Raw genomic sequence first — 25,861 nt, 5'->3', positions numbered from 1 at the left:
AAAATTTTTAATATTCAGGATTGAAAAATTCTAGAAGTACTCCATTCATAAAGCATTCGAGAACAAACAGCTTCAAAATTTAAGGAGTGATTTATGAGTGAACAAGCATCACAAAATTATAGTTTCCAAGCAGAAGTTGCCCAGCTTTTACATTTAGTGACGCATTCTCTCTATTCTAACCCTGAGATTTTCTTACGTGAGCTTATCTCTAATGCATCAGATGCATGTGATAAATTACGTTTTGAAGGAATTAATCATCCTGAATATTATGAAAATGATCCGGACTTACATGTACGAATCAGCTTAAATAAAGAAGATAAAACGTTAACAATTTCTGATAACGGTATTGGTTTAAGCCAACAAGAAGCAATTGATAACTTAGGTACGATTGCGAAGTCAGGCACTAAAGATTTCATGTCAAAATTGACTGGTGATCAAAAAGCAGATGCTCAGTTGATTGGTCAATTTGGTGTTGGTTTTTATTCAGGTTTTATTGTTGCCGACAAAATTACGGTTGAATCACGCCGTGCAGGCTTAGATGCATCTGAAGGGGTGCGCTGGATTAGTGGTGGTACAGGGGAGTTTGAAGTTCAGCAAATTGATAAGGCATCACGTGGTACCGACATTATTCTTCACTTACGTGATGATGCGCTTGATTATTTAGAATCTTATAAAGTTAAGCAGATTGTTAATAAATATTCTGACCACATTAGCTTGCCAATTGAAATGCAAAAAGAAGTTTGGCAGGAAGAAGAAGTTGCTGAAGGTGAGGAACCTAAAGGCGGCCAAATGGTCAAAACTGACGCGTGGGAAGCGATCAACTCGGCAAGTGCTTTATGGACACGTAATAAAAGCGAAGTAACTGAAGAGCAATATATTGAGTTCTATAAAAACTTAACTCATGACTTTGAAGCACCGCTCGCATGGGCACATAACCGTGTTGAAGGTAGTACGGAATATACCCAATTACTCTATATTCCAAGTAAAGCACCACATGACATTTTTACTCGTGAAGCAAAAGCGGGAATTAAGCTATATGTAAAACGCGTCTTTATTATGGACGATGCAGATAATTTAATTCCAAACTATTTGCGCTTTGTGCAAGGTGTAGTGGACAGCGCTGATTTGCCGCTTAATGTTAGCCGTGAGTTGTTGCAAGAAAGCCGTGATGTTAAAACGATTCGTGAAGGTAATGCACGCCGTGTATTAACTGTACTTGATGGTTTGGCTAAATCGGAAGATGAAAAAGACCAAGAAAAATTCAAAACCTTCTATAGTGAGTTTGGTTCAGTACTTAAAGAAGGCTTGGGTGAAGACTTTGGTAACCGTGAACGTATTTTAAAATTATTACGTTATGCGACTTCAACAAATGATGAAGTAACCACTTCTTTTGCTGACTATAAGGCACGTATGAAAGAAGGCCAAAAAGCCATCTATTATGTGACTGCTGACAGTCTAGCAGCAGCTAAAAACTCGCCGCAGCTTGAGTTGTTTAAGAAAAAAGGCATTGAAGTATTATTAATGGCAGAGCGCGTTGACGAATGGGCAATGAATTTTGTTCAAGAGTTTGACGGTACGCCATTAAAGAATGTGTCGAAAGGGGCTGTTGATTTAGGGGATTTGCAAGATGCTGAAGAGAAGAAAGCACTTGAGCAAGCAGCTGAACAGTTTAAGCCTGTTGTTGAGAAACTAAGTGACTCATTAAAGGCTAAAACTAAAGAAGTACGTGTAACTACACGACTAGTTGATTCTCCAGCGTGTTTAGTAACAAGTGAAGGTGAGTTGTCTCCACAACTTATTCGTATGCTTAAACAAGCGGGGCAAGCCGTACCTGAAATTAAGCCAATTTTAGAAATTAACCCTGAACATCCTTTAGTGAAAAAACTTGAAGGCTCAGAGCAGTTTGATGACTTGGCAAACGTGATTTTCGATCAGGCTGTGATTGCTGAAGGTGGTTTACCTGAAGACCCAGCAGCTTACGTGAAACGCATTAATAGCTTATTGTTGAAATAATTTTTTGATATAAAAAAAGCCTCTGAACTGTTAGGGGCTTTTTTGTGGATAAAGAAAGAGTTATCCACAACCTGATGATTTTTGTTTAAAAATTAGCTTCAAGATTCATTTGCACACTGAGTTGGTGTCTCGGATCATCATCAATATGGTTAAAAAAATTAAGATCATTTTGCATAAAAATCCAATCTCTCCATATCGGTTGGCGCCATGAAATATAAGGACCCCAGCTATTTAGTCGAATATCATTTTTGGTATATACGCCACCGCTATAAATACCGTAAGTCAGACTATTATCTTTTACAAACTCAAATTGTTGAAAAGTCCAATTGCCCCAGTTGAAATCTTCATTTTCGCTCTTGTTTACATTAAATTTATTAGAAAATAATGTGTTATCTTGCATTTTTTGCGTTAGGTTTAGCGTGGTTTCAGTGTAGTTTCGGCTAGTAGATCCGTAGCGAAATATCTGCTCTGTATCAAAGCTAATGTTATGTCTCAAATTCCATTTCTTTTTTGCCAGAAACTGGACATACACATCACTCTCAGAGTTAGAGCCTAAATCGATGTCATTTTCAAAAGGCATCCATGTTGAAATGGTGGCCCAGCTTGCACTCAGTGGATTAGTAGCCGAAACCTGTGCCGATGAGTTTTTCTTCTTTTTCTTACCAAAGGCTTTATAAGTTTGTTCAGGCTGAGTCGCACGTTTCCATAACGTATCATTTCCAAATACAGCCATAAGCTCTTGAATTAAACCAGCATCAGATAAAGTATTGTTTGTCTCTACTTCACAAGGAGAGAGTGAAAGCGATTGTCTTTTTACTTTAGCGAAACTCGTAGAAGAATAGGGATAACGCCGTGACCGTTGGTATTTTAAAGAGTTATAAAAAAATTGAGTATGTGGAAGTAAAGCTAATAAACCTAAACTATAAATACAAATGAAGACTGCCGATTTATTTTGAAATGGAGAAGAAGAAAATTGATTCATTTTAAAAGATAAGGAATCAAAAATAAAATTAGAACAATACTTTAAAAGGCTAATCTTAAAATTTTATTTAAAAGTATTTTGTTATTCATCACCTTGGATAAGGTTCCAAGGTGATGGTTGCTAGCTTAGAAAAGTGCTTCTAAACGTAAGAAGGTGCTGACAAAATGATTACGGTCTTCGCGGTGGTCATTAAAGTAATTTACATCGCCTTGTACAAAGAACCATTCACGTAAAACGGGTTGGCGCCATGAAACAAAGGGTCCCCAACTGTTTAAACGCAAGTCATTGTCGTTGTAATAACCGCTAGTATAAATACCATAGTTAAAACGGTTGTTTGCAAAGAAACTGTGTTCGCGGAAAGTTCGGTTTTCCCAAGCTAGATCATCATCTTGATCATCGGCATAGGTTAGGCTGAACTGATTGGATAAAATCGGCTGATTCGGTCTAGCATGAGTAAGTTCAAGATTAGTACGTAAGTAGTTTTCGCTGTCTATGCCGTAACGATAAATTTGTTCAGCATAAAACTTAAAATCATTACGAAGCTGCCAATCTCTCGATGCTTTTAAACGAACATAAATATCGTCTCCAGAACGAATACCTAAGTCTGCATCGGTTTCAAAAGGCAGTTTTTTTGAGAAATTTGACCAACGCAAAGCAATTGAGCTGTTGTCATCTCGAGTTTGCTTACCATCTAACTTCTTATTAGAGTCGTGATTTGGGTTTTGGTTAATATTGGCTGGGCTGTTATTAAATTCATTATCTAAAGAGTCATCACCAAATACCACGCTTAAACGTTTTTCTAGCGTAGGGAGCTTAATCTTACCGCGAATTCTGGGCTTAATTTCAAAGTTGTCGTATTCATTCCAATAGTTATCAACCATGACGCGGATAGTTGCAGTAGCTGGTTTTTGTGGATCAACTTCACCAAACCAATTATCAATTTTTTCAGAAGTACGATCGGCCCAATTACGAATTTTCTTTTGCTTACGATCAACCCAGGTTTGATCTTCGGTTTGTTCGGTAGGCGGAACAATAGGCTCATTAGACTGCTCTGGAAAAATGGTTGGGGTTGCGTCTACCCAACGCGGAATTTGATCTAAGAGATTTTCGTCTGTGGTGACTTCAGTTTGTACTCCAGATGATGTACTTCCTATTTGTTGGTTTGTAGAAGAAGAGGCGGTCTCTGCATGAGCGATGCATACTGAACCAAATCCAATCGTTAAAAGTGCAAAAAGCTGCCGGTACGGCATTACATGAAATGTTTTCATATCTATCTTTATGTTTTGTTGTTGTTTCCACTTTTGTTGATTTTTCTAATAAAATCAAGAGGGAGACACAAAAGTTAAGTAAATTTAACTTTTTTTACATATTTGAAATAAATGAAAAAGTTTAAGCTATTAGCGATTATTTTTAACCAAAAAAATCCCCCAGTGAAGGGGGATGATAGATCAAGGAAACTTCAAATTCCGATCATTAAACACATAAAAAACAGAACATTACAGCGCGAATATTCTAAGCGGCAATAATAAACTGATTTTTAGCAATTAGATAGTTCTTTTTTTAGAACGCTCTATTGCTAAAATGATGATAAAACATACGATTTGATCACATTTTAATTGTGTTCATTTATTTCTTTGGAATATCGCAAGTTTCATCGGTACAAGCAGCTGCATCATCTTGCTCGACTTCTTCACTATCTGCTTTGATTTGTGCTTTTTCCAAAACTTGTAAAAAGACTTCACGTGGTTGAGCGCCAGCAAGAGCGATTCTTTGGTCAAATACAAAAAATGGCACGCCAGTTACATTAAGCTGCTCACGTGCAATTTTTTCATCATGACGGACAAAGTCAGATAGTTCGTTGGTATCTAGTACGTATTCAACTTCAGCATTGTCTAAACCAATACGAGATGCAATTTCTTCTACAACTTCACGTTCGCCAATTGCGAGACCTTCGGTCATATAAGCATGGAAAAAAGCTTCTTTAGCTTCATTACCTAAACCTTTGCTTTGCGCAAGGTGAATAATACGGTGTGCATTAAAACTATTGCCTGAGTTGGCTTTTTGCCATTGAAAATCAATACCTTCAGAAGCAGCCATGGCCGCAATATTGCGCTCCATTTCTTCCATCTCTTCATAGGTACGGCCATATTTTTTAGCTAGACGTTCAGTATTTGAAGTGTCATGTTTAGCTGGCGCATCAGGATCTAATTCAAAACTATGCCAGTGAATTTCAAGATCAATACCTGCTTCAGCAGCTACATGCTCAAGGCGTTTTTTACCAATATAACAAAAAGGGCAAACTACATCAGACCAGACATCAACACGCATGGGAGAATCTCATAAATTTTAATTACCCATCATAATAGGGATGATGGATAAGGATTTAAAGCTTTGGGTAGCGAATACAGTGTTGCGTATTGTGAAATAAATGGCATATAAAGAAGAATAAGCTCTATTTTATAACTATAAAGAGCAAAACTATAAGAAGGGAAATAGGAGGTGTGTATGCGCCGAGTTTTGATTGCGATTGCAAGTCTGATTGTTATCACAAGCATTATTTTTTTCACCTATCAACATATCAAACAGCAGCAGGCCAAAGACAGTAGTCAAATGTTTGATGTCGTCATGACTGAAAAAATGAATCAGCTTTATGACCAAGCACAAGACTGGTCTAAACCCGTCCAGCTCGATATTCACGATAAGCGTTTGGCAGGACACTATAAGCAAATTTCAGAATTTCTTTTAAGTTATTGGATTCAAAATATTAATGCACGTAATGCATACTTAAGAGAACTTAAAGCAGCCAAATGGGATACTTTTTTAAATGTGGACCGTTTAGATCGTGATAAAAAACAAAAATTTACAGAAACCGAAAAGATGCTAGCTGATGTCCGTAAAGCGTCAGATCAGTATCAGACTGAATATGAAAAGATTCATAAAACTTTCTTAGCGAAGGTTCAAGAGTTATCTGTTGATGCAGAGATGAGGCAACTTCTTGAAATGAAATTGGGAACTCAACAAAAAGCAGATCAAGATCATGCAATTTTTATGATTGAGCTACAAATTTTAGATAAAGCAGAACAAATGTTTAAACTTCTAAAAAATTATGAATGGCAAAAGAAAGATCAGATGATTCTTTTTCATGAAAATGCTCAGGTCAAAAAATTTAACGGGCTTTATCAAGATGTTCTAAAGCTAAATGCAAAAATTGAAAAAATTAAGAAAAAGAATGTAGCTGCACTCGAAGGAGATTTAAAAGAATAAGCAAAGCATGAGCATCAAATATTATGATTTGGTGCTCTCGACTTTTCCTTTGATTAAAAAAGATTGTAATAAACTTTGAGAAGTTTGCAGTTTGTTTAACTGCTCAGACACATGCATGAGTTCAGTTTGTAGTTTTTCTTGAACCACTGAGCATAGTGTAAATACTCGTTCATCTAAATCAAAACAAGGCAGCAAAACCTGAATATCTTTTAGGTGCATGCCTGCATCATTTAATATTTTAATTTTCTTAATATTTTCAATATCTTTTTGCGTATAACTTCGATAGTTATTACTCGCTCGAAGAGGCTGTATAAGCCCTAAGCTCTCGTAATAACGCAGCATACGAGGACTTACTTTTGTAAGCTCGGCAACTTTAGCTAAGTTCATAAAATGGGGTTAACCTTAACAGTGGTGTCATAGTTTAGCATGTTTTTATCTTTCAAAATGGTACTTGTTCAATGATCAGAAAACTCATTTTATTGGTGTTATTCGGATTAATGTCATTTGTTGCAAATGCCAAAACACTTGAACTTCAGGAGAAGAACATGCGTCAAATATTTGTGCTCCATGGTTACTCTGCTTCTATAGATGATCATTGGTTTTTAGATTTAAAACATCAAATAGAAGATGAACATACAACTGTTACCTTAATTCCATTTCCAGATTCTGAGAATCCGGACGTAGATGCATGGCAAAAGGTTTTAGATCAACAGATCCCTAAGGTGGATGAGAATACCTATTTTGTTGCGCACAGTTTAGGAGTGATTACGTTACTGCACTTTTTACAAAGACATGACTATCAAAATATTGGAGGAATGATTTTAGTATCTGGATTCTCTGGTCTCATTTCAGATTCTTCTGTTCTTAATAGTTATATAACGAAGAGTAAAGTCGATACGGATTACTTTAAGGACACAAAGAAAAAGCTGGTGTATTTATCGGATAATGATGATTTGGTTCCGCCCAAACTGACTATTGAATTGGCGAAAGAAATTGATGCGCCGTACATTACTGTTCCTAATGGTGGGCATTTTTTAGGTAGAGAAGGTTATACGAAATTTCCGCAATTAGTTGATTCTTTAAAACAGATGTTAAATGATTAATAAAAATCCCCGTAGTAAGCGGGGATTTTTTATCTTTACTGAAAGTTTGTAATTTTTATTCGTAGTCTATTAGGGCTGGTAAATGATACCCATGACTTTCGCAGGTAAAGCGATAATATCGAAAGTTAAGGTAAACGGAAGCAGTGGTAAACTTGCTAGCTTCTCTTTAGTTGATAGGGGCACTTTTCCACTTTTATCGTGAAGATATTGGATTTTAACGTGATATGGCTTAGATAAAGGGGTTATAGTTTTAAGATTGTTTACAGGAGGATAAACAGTTCCTTTAATATTTAAATCAAATTTATGTGGTTCTGATGTCTTTACACAGCCACATGGAACTACACCATATTGTTTAAATAAAGCTGATTCTTTCTCGTTCAATTTCCCATTAGGTGGGGTGTAAGAAAATCTAATATGTCCGTAAAAATGATTACTATCCGGAGCTGGAGCATTAAAATCTAGCTCATTACTTATTTGAATATATTGTGGATTTAATTGATTAATTAATTGAATGAAATCGTTACCGCCTTTACTAATGACATAACTATATTTTTCCCGGCGATGACAACACTGTCCTCTGATTCATTAGGGAGAGATACTGATGGTTTACCAAATGCAATTACATCATCTTCAATTAAAGTGATCCATTCATGGCCTGAGTCATATTTTGTAAATAGCTCTCGCGTGTTCTCACCAATAATTCGGTTACTCGCACAACCAGTGAGAAAGAAAATGACGAGTAGGCAGCTCATAAGAATATTCTGATTTAATACTTTAAAGTTCATTATTTCTGTTGAATTCAATGGATTTATAAAAGTTTGACTATAAACAAAAGATCTTAATATTTAAATCTAGTAGTATGATCTGACTTAGTTATACTCAGACTAATTTCTAAAATATTTTAGAAAGTCCCTTACTATTACATTAAAAATTTTAATTATATTTACCGTTTATCTGAGCCTTACTGAATCAAATTCGACTTTGTTGTAGCCTATTTATAGATACTTTTAATTTAATCATCATCTTTTAATTGAAATAGGGTGACTGATTTTTGGAGCAAGTTATGAACTTTCTAAAACAATCAGCCTTCATTGCTGCATTTGCTTTTATGGGTTTACCGACTGTTCAAGCAGAAGAAGTGGCTACTTTACCAACAATTCGCGTTATGGCTGAATCTGAGCTACGTGAAGAGGTGGGATTTGTACCCTTTCAAGAAGATAAAAAAGTGCGTCAGGCGCTGCAACATCATGAGTATAAAACTCATTACGATATACAGAATGCTTTAGTCCCTGAAGGCATGACGACAGTAGATTATCAGCCAGTTATGGCACAACCTGATTTGTCTCAACTTTCTCCATTCTTACAACAATACATTTTAGCGGTAGCCATTGGAATACAGTCTTCTGATCCAACCAATGGTATCTTTGAAATGTTAAGACCTTTGAATATTAATCGAAGTAATGTCGATGCTTATCGTGAGGGTACGATGAAAGTTAACCTTAGTGACCTCATAAAATTACAACAGCAAATTCAAGATGGGTTAAAAGGCCGATAAAATAAAAATCCCCGCATTGAGCGGGGATTTTTTTATTTTGGTGTTAATTAAACACGTTCGATCACTGTTGCAATACCTTGACCAAGGCCGATACACATGGTCGCAAGACCGATTTGAGTATCTTGTTGCTCCATTACGTTCAACAGCGTAGTTGTGATACGCGCACCAGAACAGCCTAGTGGGTGACCCAAAGCAATCGCACCACCATTTAAGTTAATGATGTCTTGCTTGTCATAAATACCTAAGCCTTTCATTACTGATAAGCCTTGAGCAGCAAATGCTTCGTTTAACTCGATAGTTTGAATATCAGCCATCGTTAAACCAGCACGTTTAAGCGCTTTTTGAGTTGCTGGAACTGGACCATAACCCATGATTGCTGCGTCACAACCTGCAACTGCCATAGAGCGAATTACAGCGCGTGGTTTTAAACCTAACGCTTGTGCGCGTTCAGCAGACATAAGTAACATTGCAGAAGCACCGTCAGATAAAGCTGAAGATGTAGCCGCAGTTACAGTACCGCCTTTCGGGTCAAATACAGGACGTAATGCTTTGAACGCTTCAAGGTTTGCATCTGGACGAATTACTTCGTCGATGTCGCAAAGGATTTTAAAGCCATTAGCATCGTGGCCTTCAACACCAACGATTTCGTTTTTGAAACGACCTTCTTGAGTTGCAGCCCAAGCACGGCGGTGAGATTCAACACCAAAAGCGTCTTGCTCTTCACGGCTAATGCCATTCATGCGACCTAACATTTCAGCAGTTAAGCCCATCATGTTAGATGCTTTTGCATAGTGTTTAGATGCTTCTGGGTTTAGGTCGATGCCATGCATCATACCTACGTGGCCCATGTGCTCAACACCACCAATAATGAAGATATCACCTTGGTTAGTTGCAATCTGTGCAGCAGCAGTATGAAGCGCTTGCATAGAAGAACCACAAAGACGGTTTACTGTTTGACCAGCAACAGTTTTTGGTAAGTCAGCCAATAAGCCGATGTTACGGCCAATGTTCATACCTTGTTCTAGAGTCTGGTTTACACAGCCCCAGATCAGGTCTTCAACTTCGTTTACATCAAACTGGTTACGGGCAACGAGTGCACGAACCAATTCAGCAGATAAGCTGTCAGCACGTACATTACGGAACATACCGTTTTTGGTTTTACCCATTGCAGAACGTACGCCATCAACGATGACAACGTCACGTGGATTTAAAGTAGCCATTCACGTTGCTCCTTAACCGTAGAATTTTTTGTTGTTAGCAGCCATGTCGCGCAACATTTGTGGCGCTTCATAAGCCTTACCTAAGTGTGCATATTTGTCGCAAAGTGCAACGTATTCAGCAACACCAGTCTGGTCGATATAACGACATGGACCACCACGGAATGGAGGGAAACCTACACCCATAATCATTGCCATGTCTGCTTCAGCAGCAGTTGCAACGATGTTGTCTTCTAAGCAACGAACTGTTTCGTTACAGAAAGCAAGCATCATGCGGTCAATGATTTCTTGGTTATCAAACTCGCGTTTCTCACCCGTTACGAAAGGAGCAATGATTTCATACGCTGTTGGATCAACAGTTTTTGCTTTTTTGCCTTTCTTATCGAGTTCGTATTTGTAGAAACCAACGTCATTCTTTTGACCAAGGCGTTTAGCTTCGTACATTGCTTGGATTGAACCTTTGTAGTCTGGCTTCATGCGGTCTGGGAAACCTTCAGCCATGACTTCTGCACCATGTACACCTGTGTCGATACCAACAACATCGATGAGGTAAGCAGGACCCATTGGCCAGCCAAACTTAGACATTACATTGTCAACTTGTTGGAAGTCTGCGCCATCTTTTACAAGAAGGTCGAACGCACCAAAGTAAGGGAACAATACACGGTTAACCAAGAATCCTGGGCAGTCGTTTACAACGATCGGTGTTTTACCCATTTTTTGAGCAAGAACAACAGTAGTTGCAATCGCTTCTTCAGAAGTCTTTTCACCACGAATCACTTCTACAAGCGGCATCATGTGAACTGGGTTGAAGAAGTGCATACCAACGAAGTTTTCAGGACGTTGTAATGCTTTTGCTAAACGCGTGATTGAAATCGTAGAAGTATTAGAAGCAATAATCGTATTTTCACGAACATTCTTCTCAGTATCCGCAAGTACCATTTCTTTTACTTTTGGATTTTCTGTAACTGCTTCGATCACGATATCAACTTCTTTAAACTCATCGTAGCTTAAAGTAGGACGGATACGTGCAAGCGTTTCACCCATTTGCGCAGGTTTCATTTTCTTGCGTTCAACTTGTTTAGTTAACAAGCTATTCGCTTCTTTCATACCTAAAGCAAGTTGTGGGTTACCAATATCTTTCATAATAATTGGTGTACCTTTGCTTGCTGCTTGGTAAGCAATACCACCACCCATGATACCAGCGCCAAGTACAGCTGCTTGGTTTACAGGATGTGCACCTTTTTCATATTTTTTAGCAGTTTTCTTAACAACTTGGTCATTGAGGAATAAACCAATCAATGCACCAGCTTGTGGTGTAATCGCAGCTTTTGCAAAACCTTCCGCTTCCGCTTTCAATGCTTCGTCACGCGCAAGGCTTGCACCCGCTTGTAATGAATCAAGTAATAATTTTGGAGCAGGGTATTGAGCAGGGTTTGCTTTAGCAAGCACTGCACCTTTCGCAGTATTGAACGCCATCATTTGTTCAAGCGGATTCAATTTTACAGCTTCAAGCTTTTCTTGACGTTTTGCTTTCCAGTTTAAACGACCAGAAATTGCTTGCTTAACCAAGTCAGTTGCAGCTTCAAGTAATTTATCAGCAGCTACAACCGCATCTACAGCACCATCTTTTAGAGCAGCAGCCGGTTTTTTAGGAGCAGCCATCGCCATCCATTCAACCGCGTTGTCGATACCGATCAGACGGCTTAAACGTACGCTACCGCCAAAACCTGGGTAAATACCAAGTTTAATTTCCGGTAAGCCCACTTGTGCAGCTTCTGACATCACACGATAGTCACAAACTAAACACATTTCAAAACCGCCACCTAACGCCATACCGTTAATAGCAACAACTTTTGGAATCTCTAAATCTTCAAAGCTATTGAAGATTTCGTGAACAGGCATAAGCCAGTCAACAATCGCTTTTTCGCCTTGTGCGAAGTTTTCACCAAATTCGGTAATGTCTGCCCCAACAATAAATGTCGATTTGCCTGAGGTAACAACTAAGCCTTTAATATCATTATTTGCTTTTACCGCAGCAATAGCAGCTTGGAAATCTTCAATTGTTGCACGGTTAAATTTATTGACCGACTCACCTTGTAAGTCAAAGCGGAATTCTGCAATTCCGTCCGAAAGCATTTGGACGGTAATGGCATTGCCAGCGTGGATCATGCCTGATCTCCTTAGTTTTGGAGGACTTCTAAGTTGATGTTATGAAGCGTGTACACATCTTAGGTACACATTTATGCTTCGCTAATCTTACGATAACTATATCTAAAAAAAACCTGACAAGTTGTATCAAGCCGTGACGCAAGGGTCATCTTATTTATTATTCAATTCATCTATATGAAATGCATAAAAGAAATCATAAAGATAGCTAATAACGAAAGACATTTGTTTTAACTTAATTTTTTCTTTATAAAGAATTGGAATTATCAATTTTTTATATAAAAAAGAATAAGTTTTAAAAGTTAATTTTTTGTCAAAAATGTCAATTGTTAGTGGGATCATCTGTAAATAACAGTAGTATAGTAATTAATTTTAACTTCCTTAAATTTATGGAAAAATACATTATATTTATAATTTTTATTACAACAGCGCTGTCTATTATTTGACTTAATTTTTTTACATTCGCTTTTTCTAAGTCAATTTTGTTAAAATTTGCGCCAATTAAATAAACTTCCGGTTTCTCTCTCCTTAAATATAAGGTGAAGTTGCCCCTAATCTTTTGAAAGAGTAGCAATATGATTAAGTGGATCATATTAGCGATTTTTGTGATATCAGCATTGTATATCCAGCATCGCGGCAAAGTGCGTCACTCGTTTTATCGTCAATTTTTTGACCATTCAACCTTGCTCGCACCGATTAACTTTTTAATGTACATCTTTTCAAAGGTGCCGAATCAACCTTATATCGATACACAGCATTTTAAAGATTTAAAAGTGCTGGATGAAAATTGGGAAATGATTCGTGATGAAGCGAAGGCGTTATATGACCAAGGTGGGATTAAAGCTTCAAGTACCTATAATGACTTAGGTTTTAACTCATTCTTTAAAACAGGTTGGAAGCGTTTTTACCTCAAATGGTATGAATCGAGTCATCCATCTGCTGCTGAGCTTTGTCCAAAAACCACAGCACTTCTTAAAACATTGCCGACAATTAAAGCCGCAATGTTTACTGAACTTGCACCTGACAGCCGTTTGGTAAGACACCGTGATCCGTATGCAGGTTCATTACGTTATCACTTGGGTTTGATTACGCCGAATGATGATCGGTGTTTTATTGATGTCGATGGTGAAAGATATTCTTGGCGTGATGGTCAAAGTGTCGTGTTTGATGAAACTTATATTCACTATGCTGAAAATAAGACTGATCAAAACCGTATTATTTTCTTTGCAGACGTTGAACGTCCAATGAAAGTAAAATGGATGGAGCGTTTCAACCATTGGTTTGGTCGTAATGTGATGACTGCGGCAAGTTCACCGAATGAAACAGGCGACCAAACAGGTGGCCTAAATAAAGCTTTTGGTTATGTCTATCAAATTCGTATTAAAGCTAAGGCTTTAAAAGCTAAGAACCGTAAGTTGTATTACTTCTTAAAATGGTTCTTGATGCTTGGGATTTTCTTCCTGATTTTTGTTCGACCATATGTATTTTAATTAAAGCGCCCGAAAGGGCGTTTTTTATTTTGATTATTTAAATAATTTGCATTTATTTTATACATTTAAAAAAAGATTATTGGCATGAATAGTACTTTATTTAAAATTTTAGGTGAATTTTATATTAATTATTGGGATGATAATACAACTGGTAAATATATACCTTTCTTGTACTTAATAAATTTAAAAATTTGCGTGGAATATAAATGAATACGGTGATGAAACAAGCTTTAGTAATAACTACATTCAGTGCAGCAGTAATATTGACTGGATGTGGTAAATCTAAGCCAGAGCCAAAATCAAAAACAGAAAAAGTTGAGGTAGTTTCGGATTGGAGTTGTACACACCCTGAGAATTTAAATCAGATTCAAACTTCTTTGAAAAAAGAATATTTAAAGCAAATTGAGCGTAGCTTAAGACAAAGTCAATATCAGGTTGATGCAGATATTCTTAATAAAATTAATCAAGGTTTGAAGTTTGAAATTAAAAATATCCGCACTTTACCATTAGAAGACGAAAGCCAAAAAAATACACAATTAAGTTGTGAAAGCCAATTGGTCATTTCACTGCCGAAAGGTTTACAAAAACGTGCGGAAAAAGCATATATTGAAGAGCTGCGTCATTCTGATGAAGAATCACAGACGCTCAATGACTATTTTTCGGATAATGAATCATCTTTGACTCTTGAAAATGACCAATTGAAAGGTGACTTTTTCTATAACATCACAAAAACAGATAAAGAGGGTTTGGTGTTTGACTTGCCAACTCAAAATAGTGTGATTGAAGGATTGGTTTTTGTTGCCACTAAAGCTGTGCAATATGCAGCCTATGTTAAAGAAAATGAGTTGATTGAAGAAAATATTGAAGAAAATCAGCAAATATCTGAACAAAATAATGAAGAGCAGACTGCTTTGGCTCAGGAAGCTATGGATGTTCGTAAAAAAGAACTGGATAGTGACAAAGCGAAGCAAGTGGAACGCTTAAATCAGACTTGGGACAAATTGAGTGCTGAGAAAAAAACTCAATTTAAACAAGATCAATCGGATTGGTTTAAAAAACGTGATGTTGAATGTAAGGTGCTTGCACAAAAGACTGTAGATGAAATTCCTGAAAAAGACTTAGAAACTTACCAAAAGCAATCCGATTATTGGACTGCTGACATGCATAAGCAAAACCAAGACATGCAATATACACAGTGCTTTACTCAAAAAACGATAGAGCGAACGGTTTATTTAAATAATTTAAATTAATCCTAAAACTCTTTATAAATGCTTGGCCAGTCGTATTGAAAGGAATGCGATTAACCAATTACGGGCAAATACTCTACTTTTACAAGTAGGAGGGTTAAGCTCAGTAATTGAATTTCATTTGTAATGTATATTTATACAAATATTAAAGCGCCCGAAAGGGCGTTTTTTTATGCTCTACAGTATTTAATGGATTTTGTGACTCATTTCACGGTGCTGGTAATTTGTTACAACTATTAAAAGCCAATAGGCAATTTTGATTCTACAATGGCGCGGTTTTTTCGAAGACTGGTCAGCGGAAGTAGGTTTTAAAATGGCTCATGCTCATCACGCAGCTCATGCACATGTTCATCATATCGAAGAGAGAAAAGAAGACAGTTCTCAAGGCGATTTAAAAACAAAAGTGATGTTAAGACAAGCAGCTTCGACGACTGAAAAATCTAAACGATCTAAAACTCAAAATCATAAAACTGAAGATCAAAATATTAATCTACATAAGTTCTCCAGTAAGCTCGAAAGTATCTCTGCCAACCACAGTAAAGAGAAATGCGCCAAAAATATTCGTATTGCTCTACAAGCGGCTGGAGCAGATGTATCAAAACATCCTGTAGCTGCTTCTGATTGGGGACAAACGTTAGAAAAGAATGGTTATAAGAAAATTAAACCTGCTTTCAACCGTCCACAAGAAGGTGACATTTACATTATTGAGCGAACAAGTGGTCACACCTATGGTCATATTGCAGGCTATACGGGCAATGGTTGGTTCTCAGATTTTCGTCAAAAAACCTATGCGGTCTACAAAGAAAAAGACGTTAAATATAGTTACTATCGTCTAGATTCTTAAGCAAGTACGACACAGTCTGTCGGGTCATATCTAAATCCCTTTCCAAATTTATGTTCTGGCACAGTAAAGCACTTGAAAAGTAGGGGTAAAAACATCACATTAGTTATTCAGTATTAAGCCATGCATGCCAATAGTGAATCAAAACGCTCGTCCTCATATTGAAAAAATTTTAGCCAACATGACCCAGCTTCCAGGTGTTTATAAAATGCTAGGGAAGGAGGGTGAATTGTTATATGTCGGCAAAGCAAAAAATCTAAAAAATCGGGTATCGAGTTATTTTGTTAAAACGATTGAGCATCCTAAAACGCAAGCTTTAGTTGCACGAATTTATGATATTGAAACTTTGGTTACTCGTTCGGAAACTGAAGCTTTACTCTTAGAACAAAACTTAATTAAACAACATCGTCCGCCTTATAACATTATGCTGCGGGACGATAAGTCTTATGTCTATATTTTTGTTTCGGCTGATAAGCCTTATCCTCGGCTTGCGAGCGGGCGTGGCAAAGGAAAACACCAAATTGGTAAGTTTTTTGGACCTTATCCAAGTGCTTATAGTGCACGTGATACGTTACTAGTTTTGCAAAAACTTTTTAATGTACGTCAGTGTGAAAATAGTTATTTTTCACAGCGCAAGCGTCCATGTTTGCAATACCAGATCAAGCGGTGTTCAGCTCCGTGCGTAGGTCTGATTTCGCCCGAAGATTATAAAGAAGACGTTAATAATAGTATTCGCTTTTTGCAAGGTGATACCAAAGAGCTTAATCAAGAGCTCATTGCCAAAATGGAACAAGCAGCGGCTGAGCTTGAATTTGAAAAAGCTGTTTTTTACCGTGATCGTTTATCTTTATTACGTGAAGTACAAGCCCAACAAGCCGTATTTAAAGTCAAAGGCGAAGCAGATATTCTGGCAATTGCATATCAGGCTGGTGTGACATGCGTGCAAATTATGTATGTACGCAATGGGCGAATGCTGGGTGGAAAAAGTTATTTCCCAGACATGCTCGGTGATGATCTTGGGCAAATGCTCAGTGACTTTATGGCGAACTTTTACTTTCAGGTTGCAGATGAAGTTCCCAATGAGCTTATCGTAAATATTGCTTTGCCTGACTGTAAAGAATTAGAAGAAGCGTTGGCACAGCAGTTTGGCAAAAAAGTTCAGATTAAAAGTAATGTTCGAGAAACTCGTGCCGAGTGGCTGGAGCTAGCTGAAATGAATGTTCAACATGCCATTAAGGGGCAGTTGAGTAATCATTTAGAGCTTAATGAACGTTTCCATCAGTTAGAGCAAGTGGTGGGAAGACCTGTCGATCGTATTGAGTGTTTTGATATTAGTCACACCATGGGTGAAGCTCCAATTGCCTCATGTGTCGTGTTTGACCAAGGTGGGGCACGTAAACGCGACTACCGCCAATTTGCCATTCAAGACATTACAGCAGGCGATGATTATGCTGCTATGCGTCAAGCTTTAACACGACGTTATAAAAAGGCCATATTGCCTGATTTACTGTTGATTGATGGTGGTAAAGGCCAGCTCCATATGGCAATGGAAGTCATGCAAGAGCTTGGGTTAGACGCTTTTATGGTGGGTGTATCTAAAGGTGAAGGGCGTAAACCCGGACTTGAAACCCTGCATTTTACCGACGGCACAAAAATCCAGTTACCGGAAGACCATAAGGCATTGCATTTGATTCAGCAGGTGCGTGATGAGGCCCATCGTTTTGCGATTACTAAACATCGTGCTAAACGCGACAAACGCCGCAGTACCTCAGTTTTAGAGGCAATTCCTGGGTTGGGGCCAAAGCGCCGTCGAGATTTATTAACTCATTTTGGTGGGATCCAAGGTGTTTTAAAAGCATCCGAAAAAGAGCTTACTCTTGTGCCCGGTTTTGGTGAAATGATGGCAAGAACGATTTATAAAATTCTGCATGAATAAAGCATGTTTCTATGCTGAGTGACCAAATAGTTGGGATATAAGTACAAGAATGATCATTCACATTCCCTTTAAAATGATGAAAGATGTTTCATCAAGAGTCAGAGTGCTTTAGGGAAGTGAATGTCATTACTGCAATTATTTGAAGAAATAAAACAAAAGGAATGGATTGAAATACCTGAAGGGTGGTTGCAGGGGCGAACTATTTTTGGCGGTCTTGTCGCTGGATTACTCATGCAAAAGGCCTGCTGCAATATTCAAGATCCAAATAAAAGATTATTAAGCTGTAGTATTACTTTTGTGGGGCCTGTACAGCAGGGACCTGCTCAATTGACTATTGAAATTTTAAGAGAAGGGAAATCGGTCACTACGCTTGAAACCCGGTTATGGCAAGATGGTGCGGTACAAACGATTTTGGTGGCAAGCTTTGGTGTGCCGCGTGCGTCGAATATTGAAGTGCGACATGAGCCTATCGTTCCAGTTTATAGGTAACCTGAAGAGTTACAACCTATTCCTTTTGCTAGACAAATACCAGAATGCTATCAACATTTTGATGTATGCTGGGCAGAAGGTCATTATCCTGTTACAGGAAGTCAGTATGCTGACTTTGGAGGGTGGTCGAGGTTTAATCCCGATAAGCATGAAAATCGTCAAATGACTTTGCCAGATTTAATTGTCTTGATGGATATTTGGCCACCTGGTGTATTGCCGATGTTTAAGCAAGTTGCTCCTGCAAGTTCTTTAACTTGGCACATTACCTATGTCCATCCGTTCCAACATCAATTGTGTGACTGGTTTAAATATAAAGTGGTAACTGAATATGCCGGTGAAGGTTATTCCACAGAATATGCCCATCTTTGGGACCAAAATGATCATTTAATTGCAATTTTACGGCAAACTGTTACGGTATTTACCTAAGCAGTCCACTTCCTCGATTCATATATTTCGTATAAAGTGGCTGTTACAGATAGATACAATATTGAAGAAAGTATTTTTGTCTGTTACAAGATGCATGAAGACTTAATTGGCGGTGTTTATGACCACAGGGCGAATCCTGAATATCCCAAATATCCTAACATTAGCGCGTATCGCGCTTATTCCTGTATTTTTGGTGATCGCGTATTGGCCGCCTGCAATGGGTATTGGTGAGCATGAAGGTAGTATGAGTCGTCATATTATCTTGACGGCTATTTTTGTGTTTGCTGCTATTACCGACTGGTTTGATGGCTATTTGGCACGAACTTTAAACCAGACTTCAGCATTTGGCCGTTTTTTAGATCCAGTTGCAGATAAGCTCATGGTGGCGGCTGCACTGATTGTTTTAGTGCAGTGGAATCCAACCATTTCAATGGCTTTTGCCGCAATTGTGATTATTTCTCGCGAAATTACAGTTTCTGCTTTACGTGAATGGATGGCGGAACTTGGTGCACGAACCAGTGTGGCAGTATCGACTGTAGGTAAATATAAAACAGCCTTTCAGATGATTGCCATTAGTGTGTTCTTACTCAATTGGCAGCCATTAGAAATGCTCGCATATGCCTTGTTATATACGGCAGTCATTTTAACTTTATGGTCAATGTTTATTTATCTTAAAGCAGCTTGGCCTTATTTAAAGCAACCTTAAGTGCTGCATATTGAATGATGAAGCCTTTCTACAATGAAAGGCTTTTTTTATTTTTAAAGAGTGCAAGAATCGGGTCGTCATAAGGCTTTGGCTACTTTAATGTAAGATATAAGTGCTAAGGAGGTGACACATGCAAATGCTTTCTTCTCGGCAATTTGCTGTAATTGCCACTGTGATTGAATATTTATATGAACATCTAGACCAACAACCCAGTCTGGACGATGTTGCGAGTCATATGAATTTAAGCCCAAGCTATATTCAACGCCAGTTTCAGGAATGGGTAGGGATTAGCCCCAAAAAATTTGTGCAATATATGAGTTTGCAACAGGCTAAATATTATCTGTTGCAACAGCGGAGTTTATTGGAAACTGCTTTAAATACGGGTTTATCTGGCACAGGACGTTTACATGATCTGTTTATTCAGCTCGAAGGGATGACGCCTGGTGAATATAAACAACAAGGTGAAGGTGTTATTCTTAATTATTCGGTTGAGACAAGTCCCTTCGGTGAGTTGTTAGTGGTCAGTAGTGAAAAAGGCATATGTTCTATAAGGTTTATCGAAACTCACGAAAATATTGAACAACCCATTAAGCAGTACTTTCCGAAAGCTCAATTGAAAAATCAGTCACCGATTTGGCATCAACAAATTGCGAAGTGGTTTGAACAGGATTTTTCAGAACACTTACAGCAGAAACTTCCTCTTAATTTGGCTGGAACCCCATTTCAGCTACAAGTATGGGAAGCCTTGCTCACCATTCCAGAAGGACAATTGCGGACTTATCAAGATATTGCAGAGCAAATTGGAAAGCCTAAAGCAGTCAGAGCCGTTGCTACTGCAATTGGACAAAATCCGATTGCATATCTGATTCCTTGCCATCGAGTGATCCGTGCCACAGGGATGGTTGGAGAATATCATTGGCAAAAAGGTCGTAAATTGGCATTGTTAGCTTGGGAGATGTCAAAGCAACATGGAGAGACCGTATGACCTTGGATTTATTTTCTCCAGAGCCTTGTGAGAATTTATTACCCTACGATGGTGAAGTTCAGGACTATGGTTGTATTTTAAGCCCTGAAGAAGCTGAACAATATTTTCACTACCTTTATCAACACCTTGCATGGAAACATGACGAGGCTAAGTTGTATGGCAAGCACTTTATTACAGCTCGAAAAGTTGCATGGTATGGAGATGACTACTATCAATATAAATATTCGGGTGTCGCACGTGATTCTTTGCCTTGGGACAAAGTACTCGCCAAACTAAAACAACAGATAGAGCAAATACTTTCAGAAAAATTTAATTCTTGTTTGGCAAATCTTTATGAAGATGGAACTCAAGGAATGGCTTGGCACAGTGACTCGGATGTATCTTTGGCAAGAACGACAACAATCGCCTCTCTAAGCTTTGGTGCTACCCGTAAATTTTCTTTTAGACATATTCAAAGTAAAGAGAAAGTTGAATTGTGGCTACAGCCAGGCCAACTTATCGTAATGCGCGGTGAGACTCAACAATATTGGCAACACCGTTTAAATCGCTCAACAAAGATTTTACAACCACGTATTAATCTTACTTTTCGGCAATTTAAGTTTTTATAACCTTCATTAAAAAGCGGGCAAGAAAAAAGCCCATGATGGCAGCATGAGCTTATTCCTCTGAGGGGGATGCTTCTACTGATGAGCTGCTGATGAAAAGAATCATCAATAGGAGCTAAAATCATAATATGAGAATATTATGAGATATTCAATGTTTTAAAGTGTAAGAAAAGTTTAAATTATCATAAGGTGGGGTTTTAGATTTCACCTTTTTCAGATAATTCCATAAAACGTTGTTCAATAAGTGCTGCATTTTCTTGCAAAATTTCGATGAGCTTTTCAACATTTAAAAAATCAAAACGATTTTTAGAGGCAACTAAAGTCAAAGCTAAAGGTACTTCTTTGTTTGAAAAACGAACAGGAACCGCTAGACCTGAAACATTTGGGTCAATCTCACCTTGTGAGAAATAGAACCCTTGTTTTTTAATTTTACGCATACGCTGAATAAAGCTCGGTTCATCTTCAGCAAAACCTGATTGTTTTAATTCTTGCTGGTAACGGTGGTAGTAGTCTTGCATGCGTTGTTTACTTAAATGCGAAACCATTGTTTTTGGAGATGATCCAACGTAAATCGGTCTTGGGCAGCCTCGGCCATATGAAAGTAGCTCAGTGTCTTTAAATATTTCATGATGTATGTCAATGCAATAGTCATCATTTAAATAGGTAAGCAAACAGCACAGTTCAGTACGCTCTACAATATTTCGCATAAACGGTGTGCTGATTTGAACCAGTGGGTCGGTTGTTCTAGATATATAGTCAAGAACTGCAATTTTTGAGCCTAAGGTATAATCGCCAGAGGTTCCATTAATGCGTTTTAATAGATCAGCTGAGACTAGCTCTTTGAGGTAACGGTAACTCGTTGGTTTGGACAAGCCAAGTTCTTCGCAAATAATATCGACATTAATGATTGGACGCGAAACTGAAAATAGGTCCAGTACGGTTAAAATTTTGCCAAAACTTGAAATTGCCATAATGTCTTGTTCGTATCCTTTAACAACGAGTCATCTTTGAGTTTTTATAACAGAAAAAAAGAAGATTTGTCTCAATTCTAAAATAAATGCCTGATTTGAGTATTTTACTCTGACAAAGAGAAAACTTCTCTCGGCTTATACATCATATACGATAATTAAAAAATATATCAAATTATCAAATAGAGATATTTTAGTTGACTAAATTGCTTTATTTTGAAAAAATTGCCAAACAAAATATCTAATCGAGAAATTGGTCGGTTCCAGATTGATTTCTTGATACCTCTTCTTTCCAAAGCTTGGCCGTTTAAATGGCGCCCAAACTGAAATCATTTCGGCCAATCAGGCGAGATGTGGAAAAATCATTGTATTGAAGGATGCTCCTCATATCATTTGCTTTGAGGCAAATGGCAAAGTTGTGTTGTCTTTAGAAAGACAATCAAATATTGAAGGGCATGCTCATCAGTTCAAATCTGTATTTGAGATGAGTTCATGTTATTAAAGCAAATACTGGCGTTTCGCCCGAGTAGGCTTGATCTGATCTTTGCCTTAAAAACATTTATTGCCGGAATGTTGGCACTATTTGTTTCGTTTGAATTAGATCTGATTAACCCGATGTGGTCGATTGGTACGGTCCTGATTATTGCCAATCCATATTCAGGAATGGTGTCTTCTAAATGTGTCTATCGAGTGGTAGGGACAATTGGCGGAGCTGTGATTGCCTTAACTCTAACGCCACATCTAATTAATACACCTTGGATATTTACCGTGGTGTTGTCGTTGTGGGTGGGTTTTGCGCTTTATGTGTCGTTACTAGATCGTACTCCACGTAGTTACGCTTTTATGCTGGCGGGTTACTCGACAGCCATGATCGTCTTCAATGCGATTACCTATATTGATCAATACAATATATTTGATATTGCTTTAGCTCGGGTTATAGAAATTTCGATTGGCGTGATTTCAAGTGCAGTGGTTTCTGCCACGATTCTTCCAATGCATATTGGCTCAGCAATTAAACAGCGGGTGATAAAAACCCTAAAAGATACAGAAAATCTGTTTGCTAATTTATTAAATACAGATTCGCAGCAGAACAATACTCAGCTCTTGGCTGCCATTACTCGCGACACCACAGATATTCATGCTTTGGCAGTACATTTGAGCTATGAAAAGGGTGAACTGCATGGTATGACCAAACCCTTGCAAGAAATGCTTCATCAAATCTCAATGGTTGTCGCTAATCTAGTCGCTTTATCTGAGCGTATTAAGCAGCTTAAAGAACTTCGATTTATCGAGACTCATGCAGAAAAACTGCAACAGCTTTCAGCTCATGTTGTACAGTTTTTAGAGCAAAAAGATCTGATTATTGATGAAAATATTTTGCAGTTACCTGATGAATTTGAAAGTGATTTTGCAAGTTTGATGGAGTCGGCTTCTACACACCAACAAGTTTTAGTTGCAGCCATGAAAATGGATGTACGCCATTTCATTAGCAATGTTTTAGCGGTTAAAGTTTTGTGGCAGCGAATTCAGCAAGGTAATAAAGAAATTCCTGACAACATTACCCCAATGACCACCAAATATCCAAGTTTGCATCGTGACCATGGTGTGGCAATACGAGGCGGTATCAGTGCAGTCCTTATTACATTTATTGTGACTGGAGTCTGGATTGTTTCGGGGTGGAAAGCTGGATTTATGATGGCACAGATGGGCGCAGTAACCGCCTGTATTTTAACAGCCTTAGATAACCCGGTTCCAGTTCTGCGTATTTTTATCTGGGGCAGTATAGCTTCAGCAGTTTTAGTCTTTGTTTATGCATTTGGTATTTTTCCGCATGTCACAACTTTTTGGGAACTTGGTCTGGTTTTGTTACCGATGTTCTTATTCGCAGTGTCTATGATGGCTAACCAGATGCTGATGCCAGTAGGTATGGTGTTGGGTATTAATACCATGATGGGACTAAACCTGCACAATGCTTATAGCATGGATGCAGTGTCTTATCTTGATAGTTCATTTGCCATGATCTTAGGTGTTTTAGTGTCTTTGATTGTCATTGATGTTGTTCGCGCCATGTCACCAGATACAAGTGCAAGCCGTATTTTAGCCTTGCATTATCGCGCCATGCGACAAGCGATCTATCTGCCATATGGTCTTGATTTTAAAGTTCATCTACGCAGTATGCTAGATCGGATTGGGATTCTAAACAGCAAAATGGTGCAATCAGACGAGATTAAAACTTCAATTCATCAGGCTCTGATTGAGTCGAGTAGTATTGTTGATTTAAGCCGATTGCAAGAGTTAGCCAATCAGTTTCCTCAAACATCCGAACTCACTCAGCATATTGGCGTTTTGCAACAAAATCTGGATGAGTTGTTTAGAGCTAAAGAAAACGATGAAAATGATACGACCGCTTTAGTAGAGCGAATCTACCGAGCGTTATTTGAATTAAAACAGCTTGCTTCAAATGTTGAAGATATGACTATGCGACAAAGACTACTCATTTCACTGAACAATATTGCTTATAGCATGTGCCATGTTTCATCAGAGCAAATGAATGAAAACAGCACCCTGAGAGGAGCCACAGCAAATGGGTGAGTTTAATGTTTATGGTATTTATGTGCCTTCTTTGCTCGTTCAAGCACTCTTGGCATATATCTGTTTCCGTGGGTTAAGTCCTTTAACAAATAAGTTGATTGCACAAGGCTGGATTGCATTACCTAGTATTTTTAATTTGTGTTTTTACCTCTTATTACTTTTGGTAATACATCAAATTTTTGTTGGGGTCGGTGCGTAGAGATGTTTGCGAAATTAAAGATTGAGTTAGGTGAGTGAAATGAATCAGGTGGATTTGAAAAAAGTCATCCGTCCAGTAATTTTGATTGTCGCATTAATGGTGGCGGTCTATACCATTGTGCATTTGTGGAACTACTATAATGCAGCGCCGTGGACGCGTGATGGTCGAGTTCGTGGTGACGTTATTCAAGTATCTTCGGATGTCGCGGGGCTTGTGACAGAAGTATTGGTTCAAGATAACCAGACTGTGAAAAAAGGTCAGGTGCTCTTTAAAATTGATGTTTCCCGCCGAGCTTTAGATGTAGAGCAGGCAAAATCTGATTTAGCAAAAGCAAATGCAGCCTTTGCCCAAGCGCAAGCTGGTTTAGCACAAGCCAAAGCGAACCTGATTAAATCAGATACGAATATTAAGTTAGCCGAGAAAAATGCAAGCCGCTACTCAAATCTTATGGATGGCGCCATCTCTAAACAAGAACAAGATCAAGTTTTCGCAACACGTGATCAATCCCATGCTGAACATGAGCAACTCCAAGCTGCCATTCAGCAAGCAGAAGCAACTGTTAAACAACAACAGGCTCTCATTGAGGCGGCAACGAGCAATTTGCATTTGGCTGAGCTTAATATGCATCGTGCTGCTGTAATTGCCCCAGCTGATGGTACTTTATCTAACTTTGATATGCGCCCAGGTAACTATGTTCAAGTTGGTCAGGCTGTTGCGGCACTACTTGACCGTAAACAACTCTATGTTGTGGGCTATTTTGAAGAGACTAAATTAAACCGTATTCATGTCGGCGATCAGGCCAGTGTACAGTTAATGGGGGATAGCCAAAAAATTAAAGGCCATGTACAAGGTATTGCATCAGGTATCGAAGATCGTGAACGCTCAAGCAGCTCTAAACTTCTTGCCAATGTAAATCCAACGTTTAGTTGGGTTCGTTTAGCGCAGCGTGTGCCTGTAAAAATCGTATTGGATGAAACACCAAAGAACCAGCTTGCTTTTGTCTCTGGACGTACGGCAACTGTGCATATTATCGAGAAATAAAACGAGAAATTAAAAAGGAAGGCTTTAGCCTTCCTT

At 38.2% G+C, this 25,861-nt stretch carries 24 protein-coding genes and 2 pseudogenes; 17 read left to right on the top strand and 9 right to left on the bottom strand.

Features of this window, described 5'->3' with window-relative positions; translation table 11 throughout:
- Window positions 1–93: 93 nt before the first annotated feature.
- Complete coding sequence (gene htpG / locus MKL33_RS08530) at window positions 94–2,013, top strand: molecular chaperone HtpG (protein WP_270906805.1); 1,920 nt, start codon at window positions 94–96, stop codon at window positions 2,011–2,013.
- 85 nt (window positions 2,014–2,098) lie between these two features.
- On the opposite strand, the gene MKL33_RS08525 is transcribed toward htpG, so the two are convergent.
- The 3 genes from MKL33_RS08525 to MKL33_RS08515 form a co-directional block, all read right to left on the bottom strand.
- Window positions 2,099–2,995 (bottom strand): selenocysteine synthase, encoded by an 897-nt coding sequence (locus tag MKL33_RS08525; protein WP_270906804.1) that lies wholly within the window; start codon window positions 2,993–2,995, stop codon window positions 2,099–2,101.
- Window positions 2,996–3,120: 125 nt separating this feature from the next.
- Window positions 3,121–4,263, bottom strand: a complete 1,143-nt coding sequence (locus tag MKL33_RS08520; protein WP_270906803.1) for a hypothetical protein — start codon at window positions 4,261–4,263, stop codon at window positions 3,121–3,123.
- A gap of 358 nt (window positions 4,264–4,621) precedes the next feature.
- Entirely contained in the window at window positions 4,622–5,323 is a 702-nt protein-coding gene (locus tag MKL33_RS08515; protein WP_002114847.1) for a DsbA family oxidoreductase, read from the bottom strand.
- Window positions 5,324–5,500: 177 nt separating this feature from the next.
- On the opposite strand from MKL33_RS08515, the gene MKL33_RS08510 reads away from it, so the two are divergent.
- Window positions 5,501–6,259: a hypothetical protein gene (locus MKL33_RS08510; RefSeq protein ID WP_270906802.1), complete on the top strand. Its 759-nt coding sequence runs from the start codon at window positions 5,501–5,503 to the stop codon at window positions 6,257–6,259.
- A gap of 21 nt (window positions 6,260–6,280) precedes the next feature.
- On the opposite strand, the gene MKL33_RS08505 is transcribed toward MKL33_RS08510, so the two are convergent.
- On the bottom strand, window positions 6,281–6,646 hold the full coding sequence (locus MKL33_RS08505) for a MerR family transcriptional regulator (protein ID WP_270906801.1): 366 nt from the start codon (window positions 6,644–6,646) through the stop codon (window positions 6,281–6,283).
- A gap of 71 nt (window positions 6,647–6,717) precedes the next feature.
- Here MKL33_RS08505 and MKL33_RS08500 point away from each other — a divergent pair, with 71 nt between their 5' ends.
- A complete protein-coding gene (locus MKL33_RS08500; protein ID WP_270906800.1) occupies window positions 6,718–7,362 on the top strand; it encodes an RBBP9/YdeN family alpha/beta hydrolase in 645 nt (214 codons plus the stop codon).
- A 69-nt stretch (window positions 7,363–7,431) separates the two neighbouring features.
- Here the strand turns inward: MKL33_RS08500 and MKL33_RS08495 are convergent.
- A pseudogene (locus tag MKL33_RS08495) lies at window positions 7,432–8,147 on the bottom strand (hypothetical protein).
- 278 nt (window positions 8,148–8,425) lie between these two features.
- Between MKL33_RS08495 and MKL33_RS08490 the strand changes: the two are divergent.
- Entirely contained in the window at window positions 8,426–8,917 is a 492-nt protein-coding gene (locus tag MKL33_RS08490) for a hypothetical protein (protein WP_270906799.1), read from the top strand.
- Between the two features lie 47 nt (window positions 8,918–8,964).
- On the opposite strand, the gene fadA is transcribed toward MKL33_RS08490, so the two are convergent.
- The 3 genes from fadA to MKL33_RS08475 all read right to left on the bottom strand — a co-directional run bounded on the left by fadA (window position 8,965) and on the right by MKL33_RS08475 (window position 12,570).
- Window positions 8,965–10,137, bottom strand: coding sequence for an acetyl-CoA C-acyltransferase FadA (gene fadA, locus MKL33_RS08485; protein WP_005065826.1), 1,173 nt, complete (start codon window positions 10,135–10,137; stop codon window positions 8,965–8,967).
- Window positions 10,138–10,149: 12 nt separating this feature from the next.
- Window positions 10,150–12,303: a fatty acid oxidation complex subunit alpha FadB gene (fadB, locus tag MKL33_RS08480; protein WP_002114932.1), complete on the bottom strand. Its 2,154-nt coding sequence runs from the start codon at window positions 12,301–12,303 to the stop codon at window positions 10,150–10,152.
- 150 nt (window positions 12,304–12,453) lie between these two features.
- Window positions 12,454–12,570 (bottom strand): hypothetical protein, encoded by a 117-nt coding sequence (locus MKL33_RS08475; RefSeq protein ID WP_080749983.1) that lies wholly within the window; start codon window positions 12,568–12,570, stop codon window positions 12,454–12,456.
- 305 nt (window positions 12,571–12,875) lie between these two features.
- Here MKL33_RS08475 and lpxO point away from each other — a divergent pair, with 305 nt between their 5' ends.
- From lpxO to MKL33_RS08425, 9 genes and pseudogenes are all read left to right on the top strand, one after another.
- Window positions 12,876–13,790: a lipid A hydroxylase LpxO gene (gene lpxO / locus MKL33_RS08470; protein ID WP_000598899.1), complete on the top strand. Its 915-nt coding sequence runs from the start codon at window positions 12,876–12,878 to the stop codon at window positions 13,788–13,790.
- Window positions 13,791–13,874: 84 nt separating this feature from the next.
- Entirely contained in the window at window positions 13,875–14,000 is a 126-nt protein-coding gene (locus MKL33_RS08465; protein ID WP_014208213.1) for a hypothetical protein, read from the top strand.
- Window positions 13,997–15,040 (top strand): lysozyme inhibitor LprI family protein, encoded by a 1,044-nt coding sequence (locus MKL33_RS08460; protein ID WP_270906798.1) that lies wholly within the window; start codon window positions 13,997–13,999, stop codon window positions 15,038–15,040. The genes MKL33_RS08465 and MKL33_RS08460 overlap by 4 nt, the downstream gene beginning before the upstream one ends.
- A 310-nt stretch (window positions 15,041–15,350) precedes the next feature.
- Entirely contained in the window at window positions 15,351–15,881 is a 531-nt protein-coding gene (locus MKL33_RS08455) for a peptidoglycan hydrolase (RefSeq protein ID WP_069036519.1), read from the top strand.
- A gap of 133 nt (window positions 15,882–16,014) precedes the next feature.
- Entirely contained in the window at window positions 16,015–17,814 is a 1,800-nt protein-coding gene (uvrC, locus tag MKL33_RS08450) for an excinuclease ABC subunit UvrC (protein WP_002114749.1), read from the top strand.
- A gap of 120 nt (window positions 17,815–17,934) precedes the next feature.
- Window positions 17,935–18,729 (top strand): annotated as a pseudogene (locus tag MKL33_RS08445) (thioesterase family protein).
- Between the two features lie 118 nt (window positions 18,730–18,847).
- Window positions 18,848–19,435 carry a CDP-diacylglycerol--glycerol-3-phosphate 3-phosphatidyltransferase gene (pgsA, locus tag MKL33_RS08440; protein WP_002114808.1) on the top strand — a complete coding sequence of 196 codons (588 nt, stop codon included), beginning with the start codon at window positions 18,848–18,850 and terminating at the stop codon, window positions 19,433–19,435.
- Window positions 19,436–19,565: 130 nt separating this feature from the next.
- The gene (locus MKL33_RS08430) at window positions 19,566–20,420 is read left to right on the top strand and encodes a methylated-DNA--[protein]-cysteine S-methyltransferase (protein WP_046812063.1); all 855 of its coding nucleotides are present in this window, start codon (window positions 19,566–19,568) and stop codon (window positions 20,418–20,420) included.
- On the top strand, window positions 20,417–21,028 hold the full coding sequence (locus MKL33_RS08425; RefSeq protein WP_046812062.1) for an alpha-ketoglutarate-dependent dioxygenase AlkB family protein: 612 nt from the start codon (window positions 20,417–20,419) through the stop codon (window positions 21,026–21,028). The genes MKL33_RS08430 and MKL33_RS08425 overlap by 4 nt, the downstream gene beginning before the upstream one ends.
- 194 nt (window positions 21,029–21,222) lie before the next feature.
- On the opposite strand, the gene MKL33_RS08420 is transcribed toward MKL33_RS08425, so the two are convergent.
- A complete protein-coding gene (locus tag MKL33_RS08420; RefSeq protein ID WP_002114686.1) occupies window positions 21,223–21,996 on the bottom strand; it encodes an IclR family transcriptional regulator in 774 nt (257 codons plus the stop codon).
- A 367-nt stretch (window positions 21,997–22,363) separates the two neighbouring features.
- On the opposite strand from MKL33_RS08420, the gene MKL33_RS08415 reads away from it, so the two are divergent.
- The 4 genes from MKL33_RS08415 to MKL33_RS08400 are packed head-to-tail and all read left to right on the top strand — an operon-like array spanning window position 22,364 to window position 25,825.
- The gene (locus MKL33_RS08415; RefSeq protein ID WP_002115031.1) at window positions 22,364–22,495 is read left to right on the top strand and encodes a hypothetical protein; all 132 of its coding nucleotides are present in this window, start codon (window positions 22,364–22,366) and stop codon (window positions 22,493–22,495) included.
- Window positions 22,486–24,585, top strand: a complete 2,100-nt coding sequence (locus tag MKL33_RS08410; RefSeq protein ID WP_270906797.1) for an FUSC family protein — start codon at window positions 22,486–22,488, stop codon at window positions 24,583–24,585. Before MKL33_RS08415 ends, MKL33_RS08410 begins: the two co-directional genes overlap by 10 nt.
- Complete coding sequence (locus tag MKL33_RS08405; RefSeq protein WP_002115096.1) at window positions 24,578–24,784, top strand: DUF1656 domain-containing protein; 207 nt, start codon at window positions 24,578–24,580, stop codon at window positions 24,782–24,784. The genes MKL33_RS08410 and MKL33_RS08405 overlap by 8 nt, the downstream gene beginning before the upstream one ends.
- Before the next feature lie 39 nt (window positions 24,785–24,823).
- Window positions 24,824–25,825 (top strand): HlyD family secretion protein, encoded by a 1,002-nt coding sequence (locus MKL33_RS08400; RefSeq protein WP_002114928.1) that lies wholly within the window; start codon window positions 24,824–24,826, stop codon window positions 25,823–25,825.
- Window positions 25,826–25,861: the final 36 nt, after the last annotated feature.

Origin of the sequence: Acinetobacter sp. AOR43_HL (assembly GCF_027854635.1) — a bacterium.
In the GTDB taxonomy this organism is placed as follows: Bacteria; Pseudomonadota; Gammaproteobacteria; order Pseudomonadales; family Moraxellaceae; genus Acinetobacter; species Acinetobacter pittii.
Note: the sequence above shows the minus strand (reverse complement) of the source record. Positions and strands in the feature narration are given on the sequence as shown.

What these genes read in the sequence shown, in the direction of transcription:
- htpG (WP_270906805.1), top strand. Translation starts at nt 94, where the DNA reads ATGAGTGAACAAGCATCACAAAATTATAGTTTCCAAGCAGAAGTTGCC.
- MKL33_RS08425 (WP_046812062.1), top strand. Translation starts at nt 20,417, where the DNA reads ATGACCTTGGATTTATTTTCTCCAGAGCCTTGTGAGAATTTATTACCC.
- MKL33_RS08490 (WP_270906799.1), top strand. Translation starts at nt 8,426, where the DNA reads ATGAACTTTCTAAAACAATCAGCCTTCATTGCTGCATTTGCTTTTATG.
- MKL33_RS08460 (WP_270906798.1), top strand. Translation starts at nt 13,997, where the DNA reads ATGAATACGGTGATGAAACAAGCTTTAGTAATAACTACATTCAGTGCA.
- MKL33_RS08465 (WP_014208213.1), top strand. Translation starts at nt 13,875, where the DNA reads ATGAATAGTACTTTATTTAAAATTTTAGGTGAATTTTATATTAATTAT.
- MKL33_RS08520 (WP_270906803.1), bottom strand. Translation starts at nt 4,263, where the DNA reads ATGAAAACATTTCATGTAATGCCGTACCGGCAGCTTTTTGCACTTTTA.
- MKL33_RS08420 (WP_002114686.1), bottom strand. Translation starts at nt 21,996, where the DNA reads ATGGCAATTTCAAGTTTTGGCAAAATTTTAACCGTACTGGACCTATTT.
- MKL33_RS08505 (WP_270906801.1), bottom strand. Translation starts at nt 6,646, where the DNA reads ATGAACTTAGCTAAAGTTGCCGAGCTTACAAAAGTAAGTCCTCGTATG.
- pgsA (WP_002114808.1), top strand. Translation starts at nt 18,848, where the DNA reads ATGACCACAGGGCGAATCCTGAATATCCCAAATATCCTAACATTAGCG.
- MKL33_RS08510 (WP_270906802.1), top strand. Translation starts at nt 5,501, where the DNA reads ATGCGCCGAGTTTTGATTGCGATTGCAAGTCTGATTGTTATCACAAGC.
- MKL33_RS08430 (WP_046812063.1), top strand. Translation starts at nt 19,566, where the DNA reads ATGCAAATGCTTTCTTCTCGGCAATTTGCTGTAATTGCCACTGTGATT.
- fadA (WP_005065826.1), bottom strand. Translation starts at nt 10,137, where the DNA reads ATGGCTACTTTAAATCCACGTGACGTTGTCATCGTTGATGGCGTACGT.
- lpxO (WP_000598899.1), top strand. Translation starts at nt 12,876, where the DNA reads ATGATTAAGTGGATCATATTAGCGATTTTTGTGATATCAGCATTGTAT.
- MKL33_RS08455 (WP_069036519.1), top strand. Translation starts at nt 15,351, where the DNA reads ATGGCTCATGCTCATCACGCAGCTCATGCACATGTTCATCATATCGAA.
- MKL33_RS08410 (WP_270906797.1), top strand. Translation starts at nt 22,486, where the DNA reads ATGTTATTAAAGCAAATACTGGCGTTTCGCCCGAGTAGGCTTGATCTG.
- fadB (WP_002114932.1), bottom strand. Translation starts at nt 12,303, where the DNA reads ATGATCCACGCTGGCAATGCCATTACCGTCCAAATGCTTTCGGACGGA.
- MKL33_RS08525 (WP_270906804.1), bottom strand. Translation starts at nt 2,995, where the DNA reads ATGAATCAATTTTCTTCTTCTCCATTTCAAAATAAATCGGCAGTCTTC.
- MKL33_RS08405 (WP_002115096.1), top strand. Translation starts at nt 24,578, where the DNA reads ATGGGTGAGTTTAATGTTTATGGTATTTATGTGCCTTCTTTGCTCGTT.
- MKL33_RS08515 (WP_002114847.1), bottom strand. Translation starts at nt 5,323, where the DNA reads ATGCGTGTTGATGTCTGGTCTGATGTAGTTTGCCCTTTTTGTTATATT.
- MKL33_RS08500 (WP_270906800.1), top strand. Translation starts at nt 6,718, where the DNA reads ATGATCAGAAAACTCATTTTATTGGTGTTATTCGGATTAATGTCATTT.
- MKL33_RS08400 (WP_002114928.1), top strand. Translation starts at nt 24,824, where the DNA reads ATGAATCAGGTGGATTTGAAAAAAGTCATCCGTCCAGTAATTTTGATT.